The following is an 11,893-nucleotide window of genomic DNA, read 5'->3' as shown; positions in this document are numbered from 1 at the left end:
TCGTGCCGCGCGGCGGGAAGTGCTTGGTGTGGCCGTGGCCGAAGAACCTGCCCGCCCGGCCCACCCAAGGGGGAGTACATCCATGCTGAACACCAAGCGCGCCGGTCGCACCGAACCGGAGCCCCTGGAACTGATCGAGACCGCGTACGCGGACGACGAGGAGTACCTCGACGAAGCGGAGGGGTTCGAGATCCACCACGCGATCTGCCCCGACTGCGGGCAGTCGATCGCACTCGTCGCGGACGAGGAGCACCTGCCGCAGCACGCGCTGTGCCTGAGCCCGTGGAACCCGTTCGGGCTCACGGTGTGCGCCGGCACCGGCCGGCCGGTCGCGGACGCGCTGCCGACGGTGGGCGTGCTCCAGCCCGAGGGGACGGAGCTCGAAGTGGTCCACTTCGACCTGCCCCAGGGTCTCGACTGGCGGACGCAGCCCTTCTCGCACGTCGGCGGTCCGGGCTCGCGTCCCGTCCGGGCGGTGGCGGCCCCGCTGCCGCAGATGCGCCAGCACGCGCAGGCCGCCTGAGACACCGGCTACCAGTAGGTGCCCTGCACCATGGCGGCGAGGCTGCCGTGGTGCAGGATCAGGCCGTCCGGATCGGCGGGGACCTCGACCTCCCCGAAGTGCGCCTGCCGGTAGGCGATGCGCAGCATGACGATCCCGTGCCGCAGGGCGGCGTAGAGGGTGTGGAACTCCATGTCCAGCGGGGTGTGCCCGGTGAGTTCCGCGTACCGGCGTTCCAGGTCTTCGCGGCGCAGGAAGTCCGGCAGTCCGCTCTGGCCGAAGCCGACGGTCAGGTCCTGGAAGAAGCGGTGCAGGTAGACGGTCCAGCCCAGGTCGACCTCGCGGGGGGCGTAGGCGGCCATTTCCCAGTCGAGGACCGCGACCGGCTCGAAGCCGTCGTAGACGACGTTGCCGATGCGGGCGTCGCCCCAGTTCAGGACGGGTTCGCCCTCGTCGGCCGGCCAGAGTTCCTCCAGCCGGTCGAAGGCGCGTTCCAGCAGGGGTGAACGGGACAGTCCGGACACGACCCAGGCGTAATAGGCGCGCTGGGCGTCGACGTGGCGGCGCAGCGGGCTGCCCTCGCCGGCCGGGAGCAGGAACTCCGCCTCCTCGGCGGGGAACTGGTCGTGGAGCCGGGCCAGCAGGGAGACGCTGGCGTCCTGGAGGGCGGCGCGTTCGGCGTCGGTGGCGGCGTGCAGCCAGCTCCCCTCGTAGGTGTAGGGCATGACGTCGGGCGGTACGCGCCCCTCGGCGCGGGCCATGACGAAGAACGGTGCCCCGAGCGGGGCCGGGTCCTCCTCCAGCCACAGCACGCGCGGTACGGGCAGGTCGGTGTGCGCGGCGACCAGGCTCATGACGCAGTGCTGGCGCGGCATGTCGTAGGAGGGGAAGACGGTGTAGGCGGCGGGGTCCGCGGCCAGCCGCAGGGCACAGCCGCGGACGGGCGCGTCCGGGTGCTCGATGTCGAAGAGCAGGGTCTCGCTGGACATGCCGTTGGAGGCGGGGACGGAGGCGTGGGCCACCTCCGCTCCGGGCAGGTGGCGGTCGAGCCAGGACGCGAGGCGGCGGCCGAGTTCCGCGGGTTCGCGGGTGGAGGTGCGCGGGCGTGGTGCCGTGGCCATGGGCGGGCTCCTTCAGTGCGGGGCGACGGAGGAGTAGTCGGCGAAGCCGCTGGGGTCGTGGCGGCCGAAGCTGCCGTGTTCGAAGATGCCGAATCCGGTGCGGCCCTCCAGGGTGAAGCGGGCCGCGTGGTCGGTGACCCCGAAGGCGGCCATGGGGTGGGCGGCGGGGTCGGTGAGGTCGTAGACGCGGCGGTCGGTCCAGCCGCGGCCCTGCCAGCTGCCGTGCTGCCAGTCGGCGGCGGGCGGGTAGCCGGCGCCGACGGCGAGCGGGGACGAGGCGAGGATCTCGACGCCGAGTTCCAGGGGCTTGCGGGAGGGGTCGGTGAGGTGGACGACCGCGCTCTGGGGGTGGCGGGTGCCGGGCCGGTAGCGGATCTCCGTGTGGGGCCAGCCGAGCTGGACGTCGTGGCGGCCGCTGTCCTCGGGGAAGACCTGGACGGCCTCGTTCAGGGTGCGGTGGCCGTCGGCGTCCTCCTGGGCGATGACCATGAGGAAGCGGTCCTCGAAGCGGACGGGGATCCAGAGCCAGTGGAAGCCCTCGGGGCGGTGTTCCTCGGCGGCCCGGCCGCCGTCCTCGCCGGGGATGGGGCGCACGCCCCAGCTGCGGTCGCGGGTTCCGGTCCATTCGCCGGGGGTGAGGGTGAACTCCTCCCCCCTGGCGCGGAGGGTGCCGGTGACCTGGCCGGCCTGGACGAAGCGGCGGCCCTCCAGCATGAGGCGGTCGCCTCGGCGCTGGATGTGGTGGGGTTCCCAGACGGCGGGGAAGGCCGCGGTCCAGGTGAGGTCGTACGAGAGCCCGTGGGGGTCTTCGGGGTCGGGGTCGCAGCGCAGGGTGAGCCGGCGGAGGGGGGCGTCGACGGTGATCGACAGAGGTCCGACGGAGAGGTTCATCCGGTCGTCGGTGAGGGCGTCGGAGGCGCGTACGGCGAGGAGTTCGCCGCCGAGGCGGAGGGTGGCGTAGGCGTCGATGACCCCGGTGTTGGGGTAGACGCCGAGGCCGAGGATGAGGACGGCGCGGCCGGCGTGGTCGAAGACGTGGAAGATGCAGCGGTCGTAGGCGTTGCGGTCGCCGGTGACGAGGTGCTTCATCGACAGGGGGGCCTGGTGGATGGGGTATTCGTCGAGGGGGACGGGGCGGTCCGCGGGCACGGCAAACCTCCTGGGCACAGGGGTGGGCGGCGGCTGAGCGAATATGACGGTACGTCAGAAACCAGCTGTGCGACCAGGGTTGTGGCACATCCTGACAGTCCGGCACGCCGGGCCACGCCACGGGCCCCGGGGCGCGGCCGGCTCCACCCCCGCCCCGGGGCCGGGGGGGCAGGGGCGGGGGGCAGGGGGCAGGGGGCAGGGGGCAGGGGGCAGGGGATCAGAGGCAGGTCTCGCCGAACTTCACCACGATCAGCTCCACCGGCCGGCCGTTCAGCGGGGTGCCGGCCTTCGGGAGCTGGGCGCACACCTGCCAGTTCGACTCCTGGAGGACCATCCTGCCCTCCCTGCCGTCCTTGACCGTGAGGCTCGTGCCGGACGGCAGGGCGGCGCGGACGGCCTTGACGGACTTGCCGGCGAACTCCGGCATCGCGCCGCTGACCTCCGGCTCGGGGCCGGTGTCCGAGGCCGGGCAGCTGTCCTCCAGCTGCACCGCGCCGAAGTCGACCCTGGCATCGGCGGCCGCGGGGCCCGGGGCGGGAGTCTGGAAGCAGACCTTCCAGTCTCGGTCGAAGACCTGGGACCGCTGTCGGCCGAGGCTGTCGTGCGAGGTCAGGTGGAGGAAGCCGGCCGCCTGCGCCTCGTCCTGGGCGGCCTGGAGGCCCTTGCCCACGAAATCGGGCAGGGCGCCCGCCTTCGCGGGGGCGGCAGCGGGAGCGGAAGCACCGGCCGTGGCGGGCGGGGTGACGGGCCGGCCCGTGACGGAGCCGGTGGCCACGGGCCCCACCACGGCGGGCTCCGCGCCCTGACAGCCGGTGACGGCGAGGAGCGCGGTGGCGGCCAGGGCGACGGGTACGACGTGTTGTGTACGCATCAGGACATGCTCTCCGACACGCGCGGGATCCCGCAGGCCGTGGGAAGGGTCGAACGGATGGGCGCGGGCGGGAGAGGGTTACTCGCGCTCCCGGTCCCGCGTTGGCCGTGCATGACCACTGTGGAGACGCCCGCGTCGAGAGTGGGGCGCCGGCGGCGCCCCGCTCCCTCCGGCGCCGAAGAATCGGTTCAGCAGTTCGACCGGCCGGCTGGTCGGCCCTCCGAGCGGACGACGGAGCGGCAGCAGCCCCCGCGGCAGCGGCATCCCGACCCGCCGATCTACGGCGCCCTGCTCGCGCGCTGGGCCGCCGACGGCCGGACGCTGCCGGGGCGGCGCGATCCGGAGTGGTCCCGGATCGCCTCCTCCCCCATCTGGCCGAACGGCCCCCTCTACGGCAGCCCCTGAGCGGGCTCAGAGCGCCAGCAGCCCCGCCGCGGTCGGGCGGAAGCCGCAGGCCGCGTAGAAGGGTTCGAGGTGCGGTTCGTAGTCGACGTGCAGCCACTGCGCGCCGCGCTCCCGCGCCGCGTCGGCGGCCGCCCGCACCAGCCGGACCCCGAGCCCGGACCGCCGCAGGTCCGGGTGCACCGTGGTGTCGAGGACGAAGGCGTGCACGCCTCCGTCCCAGGCGACGTTGACGTAGCCGACCAGGCGGCCGTCCTCACGGGCGGCGACCCAGGCCAGGCTGCGTTCCAGCACCGGCGCGAAGGACACGGTCCGGTGTCCCGGCCAGGCGTCGGCGAACAGGCCGTTCAGCTCGGCGTCGGTCAGGACCGGGCGGACGAGGAACTCCACGCCGGGGCCGTTCAACGGCTCTCGGGGCCGGCCAGGTGGCGGGCGATGACCATGCGCTGGATCTGGTTGGTGCCCTCCACGATCTGGAGCACCTTCGCCTCGCGCATGAGACGCTCCACCGGGAAGTCCGCCGTGTAGCCGTATCCGCCGAGCACCTGCACCGCGTCCGTGGTGACGGCCATGGCCGCGTCCGTGCAGAACAGCTTGGCCATCGCCGCCTGCCGGGAGAACGGCTTGCCCGCGTCCCGCAGCCGCGCCGCCGCGAGGTACAGCGCCCGGCCCGCCTCGATCTTGGTGGCCATGTCGGCCAGCATGAAGCGCAGGCCCTGGAAGTCGGCGATCGGGTGGCCGAACTGCTTGCGGCCGAGGGCATAGGCGAGGGCCTCGTCGAGGGCCGCCTGGGCCACTCCTATCGCGCAGGCCGCGATCCCGAGCCGGCCGGCGTCGAGGGCGGCGAGGGCGATGGTGAAGCCCTGGCCCTCCTCGCCGATGCGCCGGGTGTCGGGGACGCGCACGCCGTCGAAGTGCAGCTGGGCGGTGGGCGAGCCCTTCATGCCCATCTTCTTCTCGGGGACCGCGGCCGTCAGCCCCGGGGCGTCGCCCGGGACGAGGAAGGCGGTGATCCCCTTGGCGCCCGGGGCCCCGGTGCGCGCGAGGACGGTGTAGAAGTCGGCGACCCCGCCGTGGGTGATCCAGGCCTTGGTGCCGGTGATCAGCCAGTCGTCGCCGTCACGGACCGCCTTGGTGGTCAGCGAGGCGGCGTCCGAGCCGGCCGCCGGCTCGGACAGGCAGTACGCGCCGAGCAGCCCGCCGCCGAGCATGTCGGGCAGGTGGGCGGCCTGCTGCTCCTTGGTGCCGTACGCGGCCAGGCCGTGGCAGGCCAGCGAGTGCACGCTGACGCCGAGCCCGACGGTCAGGCGGGCGGCCGCGAGCTCCTCCAGAACCTGGAGGTAGACCTCGTAGGGCTGGTCACCGCCGCCGGACTCTCCCGCGTAGGGAAGTCCCAGCAGGCCGGACTCCGACAGCAGGGTGAAGACCTCGCGGGGGAACCGGCCGGTCTCCTCCTCGTCGGCGGCCCGGGGACGGATCTCGCGCTGGGCGATCTCGCGTACGAGCATGAGGAGGTCCCGGGACTCCTCGGTGGGCAGCTGACGGTCCACCGGCTGCGGGGCGCGGTCGGTCATGGCGGCGCTCTCCTCCCTCGTCGGGCACGGCGACGACGCGTGAGGTGTGGGACGCGCCGCCGGGTCTCGGTACTCACAGCCGATGCTGCCCTCCCGGATCACGGTAGGGCTCGATCAGAGGCTGCGGCGGGTTGAGTATGCCCGATCAGGCGCTTTCCGTCACCGGTACCCGATCGCGATGATCGTCCGGCGGGCTCGTGGGCCCGTCGGAGGCCACCGGAGGCGCGGTGCACTCCGGGACGAACTCCTCGATCACCGTCAGGGTCGCGCGCAGCTGGCGCACCAGCAGCGCGGCGAGCGCCGGCGGCTCGGGCCGCCCGTCGGCGCCGGCGGAGCCGATCCAGTCGAGGGTGGCGCCCTCCACCCCGGAGAGCCAGCCGACCAGGGCGAGGCGGGCGAGCGGCGGCACCGTGCTGCGCCCGTACGCGCCCTCGGCGATCGCGGCCACGAGCTCCTCGCGGACCCCGTCCCGGATGGCCAGCACCTCGGCGTCGGAACCGACCCCGCCGGTGACGATGGTCCGGTAGGCGGCGTGGTGGTGCTCGGCGTAGTGGAGGTAGCCGTCGATCGTGCGGCGGACCCGCTCGGCGCCCGGCAGGTCCGGCTCGCCGGTGGCGCGGGCGACGAGTTCGGCGACCGAGTCCTCGACGATCGCGAGGTAGTAGCCGCGCTTGCTCTTGAAGTAGTAGTAGATCAGCCCCTTGGCGACGCCCGCCTGCTGGGCGATGTCGTCCACGGAGAGGGCGTCGTACGAGGTGTCGGCGAACAACTTCCGCCCGATCGCTATGAGTTCGGCCCTGCGGACCTGCGAACGGCCGGTGGCACCACGCTGTTGACTATTGTTCAAATCCGGCCCCACCCTCGAACTGCCACAGGATCGCAGTATGGCAGAGCCGCCCGGCGGGCTTCCGGGGCGGACCGCCGCCGAGGACGGCGGCGGCGGGCGGGGCGGGTGGCGCGGGCGGCGCGGGCGGTGCGGGCGGTCAGAACCAGCCGAGGCGGGTGACGAGCATGGCCACGACGACCACGAGGATCCAGCCGAGCACGTGCTCCAGCCAGGAGGAGCCTTCCCCGGGTCCCCCGGTGCCGACGAGGCTGCGGGCCCGTGCGCGGGCGGAGAGGGCGGCGGTGTGTGCGGTCATGCCGTCCAATGTGCCAGCGTTCGCGGCATTCGCGGTAGATGACGAGGGTCACCGGTGGCGCGCGTCACACCGCCGGGCCCCGGAACCCTCCTCGGTGCGGAGCGGTCCCGGGGCCCGGCGGCGCGCGGGGCGCCTGCGGTCAGGTGTCGCGGGTGCGCCGGTCACCGGCCATGGCCATCATGGCCAGACCGAGGCAGAGCGCGATCGCGCCGGTGATCACGTTGCTGACGATGCTGCGGTGGACGTTCATCGGTCCGGCGATGACCCAGGGGGCCACGATCGTCCAGGCGCCGATCGCCACGGCCGTCCAGGCCATCGCGTGCGTGCGCTCGTACGCCGATCCCAGCCCGCCCATGCACAGGCAGAAGGCGAGACCGGCTATCAGGTTGTTGACGGCGAGCGGGCCCAGCACGCTGAACCCGGCGATCCACGGCGAGGCCGCCAGGTACAGGCCCGTGATCAGGGCCAGCGCCTCCACGGCCTGCGCGGCGGGGGTGCTCGTCACCCGCTCGAACCGAGTCCGCATCTCGGCAAGGTCCGGGTGATGTTCGATGCTCGAATGGGTGGTCATGGTGGGCTGCCTCCTATGAGAAGCCTTATACGGCCCTTATGCCCAGATTCGACCCGTTAAGCCCTGCGGAGCGGCGGGATTTTCACAGCACGCCCACCGCCTTCAGAGCGGCGATCCGGTCGCGGCCCGGCGCCGCCGGCCCGTAGAGGTAGCAGATGCCGCCGCTGCCGGAAACGGTCTTCCCCGCGGCGTCGTGACGCTTGGTGCGGAGCCAGATGGTCTCCCATTCGCGGCGGCGGTAGACCCGGCGGACGGCGGCGTTGTCGGCCGAGTTCGGGTCGTTGGCGATCACGTCCCCGTCGGCGGTGAAGCCGATCACCGTCATGAGGTGGCCGGCCGTGCCGTAGCCCGCGCCGGTCAGTTCCTCCGCGCGGAAGGACTGCGAGGTGATCACCGGGATGCCGGCCCGGACCAGGGTCTCCAGGTCGGCCAGGGAGCCGAGCCGGGTGACCACCCCGGCGAGGCCCGGGTAGGTGGCGGCGTAGGCGGCGTTGAAGGGCCAGTTGCCGCACCCCTTGTAGGCGGCGTCGTAGGTGGAGCGGGCGGCGTGGCAGACCTGGGGGTCGGCGTACGCGGGATCGACCCAGGACAGGGAGGCCGCGCCGGGTCTGCCGCCCCAGAACTCCACGGTCATCTGCGAGGACGTGGGGCTGCACCAGGCCTCGCCGCCGTTGTCGTACTCCGGGTACTGGCCCGCGTGGACCTCCTGCGAGTAGCGCGGCACCTCCAGTTCGTGGGCGGTGCCCGAGGGGGTGGAGGCGGGGACAGTGAAGCGGTCGGGAACGTCCGAGGCCATGGCCCCGGCCAGCCGGACCGTGGGGCCCCGGCTCGCGCCCGGCTCGCGGTACAGGGTGACGCGCAGCTGCCAGGCGGCGATGCGCGGTCCGGTGCCGGGGTGGTCCACGGCCAGGGTGTCGGTCCACACGGTGCTGCGGCCGTCGGTCTGGCCGTCGACGGAGGTGCGGCGGATGTCGCCGTCTCCGGAGGCCCAGCGGCCCATCACGTACCAGGGGGTGTCGGTGCCGTCGGTGTAGGTGCCGCGCAGTTCGGTCTGGATCCAGGTGCCGGCCGGGGTGTGGGCGTTCCAGGAGGCGATGACCTCCGTGGCGGGCACGGTGGAGCGGTGCACCGGAGAGGTCCAGGTGGCGTGCTCCCAGTCGGCCCGGCGGCCCGTGTGGGGGTCGGTGTACTCGGTGCGGCCCGCCGCGGCGGCGATCTCCAGGCCGGGGCGGGTGCCCGGGACGGCCGTGGTGCCCGTGTGGGTGCCGGCCTGCCAGTGCCCGTACGCGTACCAGAACCGGTTGTCGACCGGCCGGCCCGGAGCACCGCCGCCGTGGAGGGGACCCGCTCCGGGGCGGGGGTCCGCGGCGGCGGCGCGGCCCGTGGGCAGGGTGGCCGCCGTGGCGGCGGCGAGGGCGACGGCCAGGAGGGCCCGGCGCGGGGTGGGTGCGGTCATCTGCGTGGCCCCCAGGGGTCGGAACGGTGGGTCGGCTCGTCCACCCTTCCAGTTCCCGGCCGTACGGCGGCGAAGCCCCGGGTCCGTGTCGTGGGCGAACCGGGGGCGGGCCGTACGCTGGCCGGGTGGAGCCACAGCAGTCACTCGAATCGCTCGCGCGGGAGCTCGCCGTCCTGCCCCCCTCCCTCGGACCGGTCCGGCTGATCGGGATCGACGGACACGCCGGCTCCGGCAAGAGCACCTTCGCCGGGCGCCTGGCGGGGGCCCTGGGCGGGGCGCCGGTGCTGCGGCTGGACGACGTGGCCACCCACGAGGAGCCGTTCGGCTGGCCGGAGCGGCTGCGCTCCCAGGTGCTGGAGCCGCTCGCCGAGGGCCGGGCCGCGCACTGGACCCCGTACGACTGGGTGGAGCGCCGCTTCGGGCCCCCGCGGGTCCTGGAGCCGGCGCCCGTGCTGCTCGTCGAGGGCGTCGGGGCCGGACGCCGGGCGCTGCGGCCGCACCTGGCGCGGCTGCTGTGGATGGAGACGCCCCGGGAGCGGTCCTGGGGCCGGGGCCGGCGGCGGGACGGGCGCGAACTCTCCGACTTCTGGGACGGGTGGGAGCGCGCGGAGCTCGCGCACTTCTCCGGCGACCCTTCGCGCCCCTTCGCGGACACTCTGGTACACCAGAGAGGTACGGGATACGAGTGGACTTCCGGGGCCCCTGCGACCTCCGGAACTGGCACGTCCGTCACCGAAAGTGACGGACTCCCCCAGGCCTGAGCGCTCTCGCACAACGGCCCGCGCGGGCCTGCTCCGAGCCGCTTGACCGGGCCCCGCGAACGGCCTTACGTTCTGAATGAGCGGTCTGCGAAGGCCGCCGCGGACGCGGAGCCCCCGATTGTTCCCCCGTGATCGGGGGCTCCGCTCTGCCCCGTTCCGGATCCGGAGGGGCCCGGAGCGCGCCGCTCCACCCTCCCCCCTTCACCCTGAGTCACCCCGCGCCCCGGGGGCCCACCCACGACCCGTGCCCCCCGCACCCTGGGTAAGGTGCGTCACCGCGGGTACGATGCAGCCCTGATTTCATCGGCGGGGTGGACACCTCTGCGTGCGCGGCACGGAGTGTTCCGCGCACCACGGGGCTGGCTTGTGGGGGATGTGATGGACTTCGGCATGCCGGGCAGCGCACACGCCCCGGCCGAACTCGCCTGGCTGCGCGGGGTGGACGCCTGCACGATGGGCGCGTACCCGCAGGCCGAGGAGGAGTTCCGGGCGGCCGTCAGGCTCGATCCCGCCATGGCCGACGCCTGGCTGGGCCTGCACGCGCTGCGGGTGGACACGACCAACGCGTTATTGCGGATGTACGCCCACCGCGACCGCTTCGGCGAGCAGCGGGCCCGGCACCGACGGACCCTCAACTCCTGGTACTGGCTGGGCTGGTGGGTACAGCCGGTGCTGGAGAGCCGACGGGACCTGCTGCTGGCCCACGCCTCGCACTGGCTGGACGGTCGGCACGTCCCCGAGCTGGACCAGGCGCTGGCCGCCCTGCCGCCGGTGGACACCGACCCGCAGGTGCGGTTCCTGCACGCCTGCCGGGCCTACCTGGTCAAGGACTGGGACCAGCTCGTACGCCAGACCGAGCCGCTGGTGGACGATCCGCTGCTGGGGATCGAGGCGGGGCTCTTCGGCGGGATGGCCCGGGTCCGGCTGGAGATGTACGGGCAGGCGGAGCCGATGCTCTCGGCGGCGCTGATGCGCTGCCGCAGCGAGCAGCCGCAGCGCAAGGAGCTGCGGTACTGGCTGGCGCGGGCGCACGAGGGGACGGGGCGCAGCGCGGCGGCCCTGCCGCTGTACCGGGCGGTGCACCGGGTGGACCCGGCGTTCATGGACACGGCGGCCCGGCTGACGGCCATCGCGGACAGCAGCGACCCCGACGACATGGCCGGGTACGCCGGCTACGGCGGGCACAGCGCCGAGGGCTTCGCCGGGCACGGGCTGTCCTCCCTCGGCGGGGACTACACGGCGGTGGCGCTGGGCGGCGGGGGCGGCGGGCCCGTGCAGGACATCGCCGCGGACGGGCAGGTGGATCCGGATCCGCCGACGCCCGGGGAGCCGGTGGACCAGCGGTTCGGCCCGGTCGGCGGGGGCTCGGGACGGCCGGACGGCGTACGGCACAAGGTGTCCCTGCCCGCGCAGGGCGTCCCGTCGGGGCTGCCGACCGGGCCCGCCGACCCGCGGGCGCTGGCCGAGGCGCTGGCCGAGCTGGAGCGGATGGTGGGCCTGGAGCCGGTGAAGCGGCAGGTGAAGGCCCTGTCGGCGCAGCTGCACATGGCCCGGCTGCGGGCGGCCCAGGGGCTGCCGGTACAGCCGCCGAAGCGGCACTTCGTCTTCTCGGGCCCCTCGGGCACCGGCAAGACCACGGTGGCCCGGATCCTGGGCCGGGTGTTCTACGCGCTCGGGCTGCTGGGCGGCGACCACCTGGTGGAGGCGCAACGGGCCGATCTGGTCGGGGAGTTCCTGGGGCAGACCGCCGTCAAGGCGAACGAGCTGATCGACTCGGCGATCGGCGGGGTGCTGTTCGTGGACGAGGCGTACAGCCTGTCCAACTCGGGCTACAGCAAGGGCGACGCGTACGGGGACGAGGCCCTCCAGGTGCTGCTCAAGCGGGCCGAGGACAACCGGGACCACCTGGTGGTGATCCTGGCCGGCTACCCGGCGGGGATGGACCGGCTGCTGGCCGCCAATCCGGGGCTGTCCTCGCGGTTCACCACCCGGGTGGACTTCCCGAGCTACCGCCCCGCGGAACTGACCTCGATCGGCGGGGTGCTGGCCGACGCGAACGGGGACCGGTGGGACGAGGAGGCCCTGGAGGAGCTGCGCAGCGTCAGCGGGCACGTGGTGGAGCAGGGCTGGATCGACGAGCTCGGCAACGGGCGGTTCCTGCGGACGCTGTACGAGAAGAGCTGCGCGTACCGGGACCTGCGGCTGGCGGGGTTCTCCGGGGAGCCCTCGCGGGACGACCTGGCGACGCTGCGGCTGGCCGACCTGATGCAGGCGTACGGGGAGGTCCTGTCGGGGCGCGGCCCCGACGGCCCGGGACGGTCCGAGCCCCCGGTGTAGGGGGCCC

General features: G+C 73.9%; 13 protein-coding genes. 4 read left to right on the top strand and 9 right to left on the bottom strand.

Going from position 1 to position 11,893, the window contains the following annotated elements; translation table 11 throughout:
- Nucleotides 1-82 precede the first annotated feature (82 nt).
- The gene (locus OG295_RS28915; protein WP_371679546.1) at nucleotides 83-523 is read left to right on the top strand and encodes a hypothetical protein; all 441 of its coding nucleotides are present in this window, start codon (nucleotides 83-85) and stop codon (nucleotides 521-523) included.
- An 8-nt stretch (nucleotides 524-531) separates the two neighbouring features.
- On the opposite strand, the gene OG295_RS28910 is transcribed toward OG295_RS28915, so the two are convergent.
- The 3 genes from OG295_RS28910 to OG295_RS28900 all read right to left on the bottom strand — a co-directional run bounded on the left by OG295_RS28910 (nucleotide 532) and on the right by OG295_RS28900 (nucleotide 3,643).
- Nucleotides 532-1,623 carry a phosphotransferase family protein gene (locus OG295_RS28910; protein WP_371679545.1) on the bottom strand — a complete coding sequence of 364 codons (1,092 nt, stop codon included), beginning with the start codon at nucleotides 1,621-1,623 and terminating at the stop codon, nucleotides 532-534.
- A gap of 12 nt (nucleotides 1,624-1,635) precedes the next feature.
- Nucleotides 1,636-2,712 carry a hypothetical protein gene (locus OG295_RS28905; protein ID WP_371681342.1) on the bottom strand — a complete coding sequence of 359 codons (1,077 nt, stop codon included), beginning with the start codon at nucleotides 2,710-2,712 and terminating at the stop codon, nucleotides 1,636-1,638.
- 277 nt (nucleotides 2,713-2,989) lie between these two features.
- On the bottom strand, nucleotides 2,990-3,643 hold the full coding sequence (locus OG295_RS28900) for a hypothetical protein (protein WP_371679544.1): 654 nt from the start codon (nucleotides 3,641-3,643) through the stop codon (nucleotides 2,990-2,992).
- A gap of 111 nt (nucleotides 3,644-3,754) precedes the next feature.
- On the opposite strand from OG295_RS28900, the gene OG295_RS28895 reads away from it, so the two are divergent.
- Entirely contained in the window at nucleotides 3,755-4,048 is a 294-nt protein-coding gene (locus tag OG295_RS28895; protein ID WP_371679543.1) for a hypothetical protein, read from the top strand.
- A gap of 6 nt (nucleotides 4,049-4,054) precedes the next feature.
- Here OG295_RS28895 and OG295_RS28890 read toward each other — a convergent pair whose 3' ends face one another.
- From OG295_RS28890 to OG295_RS28865, 6 genes are all read right to left on the bottom strand, one after another.
- The gene (locus OG295_RS28890; RefSeq protein WP_371679542.1) at nucleotides 4,055-4,435 is read right to left on the bottom strand and encodes a GNAT family N-acetyltransferase; all 381 of its coding nucleotides are present in this window, start codon (nucleotides 4,433-4,435) and stop codon (nucleotides 4,055-4,057) included.
- Nucleotides 4,436-4,446: 11 nt separating this feature from the next.
- Nucleotides 4,447-5,619, bottom strand: coding sequence for an acyl-CoA dehydrogenase family protein (locus tag OG295_RS28885; protein WP_266837746.1), 1,173 nt, complete (start codon nucleotides 5,617-5,619; stop codon nucleotides 4,447-4,449).
- 145 nt (nucleotides 5,620-5,764) lie between these two features.
- Complete coding sequence (locus tag OG295_RS28880) at nucleotides 5,765-6,466, bottom strand: TetR/AcrR family transcriptional regulator (protein ID WP_371679541.1); 702 nt, start codon at nucleotides 6,464-6,466, stop codon at nucleotides 5,765-5,767.
- Between the two features lie 136 nt (nucleotides 6,467-6,602).
- Complete coding sequence (locus tag OG295_RS28875) at nucleotides 6,603-6,761, bottom strand: SCO1431 family membrane protein (RefSeq protein ID WP_371679540.1); 159 nt, start codon at nucleotides 6,759-6,761, stop codon at nucleotides 6,603-6,605.
- Between the two features lie 139 nt (nucleotides 6,762-6,900).
- The gene (locus OG295_RS28870) at nucleotides 6,901-7,332 is read right to left on the bottom strand and encodes an SPW repeat protein (RefSeq protein WP_371679539.1); all 432 of its coding nucleotides are present in this window, start codon (nucleotides 7,330-7,332) and stop codon (nucleotides 6,901-6,903) included.
- Nucleotides 7,333-7,414: 82 nt separating this feature from the next.
- On the bottom strand, nucleotides 7,415-8,788 hold the full coding sequence (locus OG295_RS28865; RefSeq protein ID WP_371679538.1) for a C39 family peptidase: 1,374 nt from the start codon (nucleotides 8,786-8,788) through the stop codon (nucleotides 7,415-7,417).
- 125 nt (nucleotides 8,789-8,913) lie between these two features.
- Between OG295_RS28865 and OG295_RS28860 the strand changes: the two genes are divergently transcribed.
- Complete coding sequence (locus OG295_RS28860; protein WP_371679537.1) at nucleotides 8,914-9,549, top strand: uridine kinase; 636 nt, start codon at nucleotides 8,914-8,916, stop codon at nucleotides 9,547-9,549.
- A gap of 378 nt (nucleotides 9,550-9,927) precedes the next feature.
- On the top strand, nucleotides 9,928-11,886 hold the full coding sequence (locus OG295_RS28855; protein ID WP_371679536.1) for an AAA family ATPase: 1,959 nt from the start codon (nucleotides 9,928-9,930) through the stop codon (nucleotides 11,884-11,886).
- The last annotated feature ends 7 nt before the right edge of the window (nucleotides 11,887-11,893 follow it).

This window comes from Streptomyces sp. NBC_01276, from assembly GCF_041435355.1.
Lineage (GTDB): Bacteria > Actinomycetota > Actinomycetes > Streptomycetales > Streptomycetaceae > Streptomyces.
This window is presented reverse-complemented; position numbering and strand designations above follow the sequence as displayed.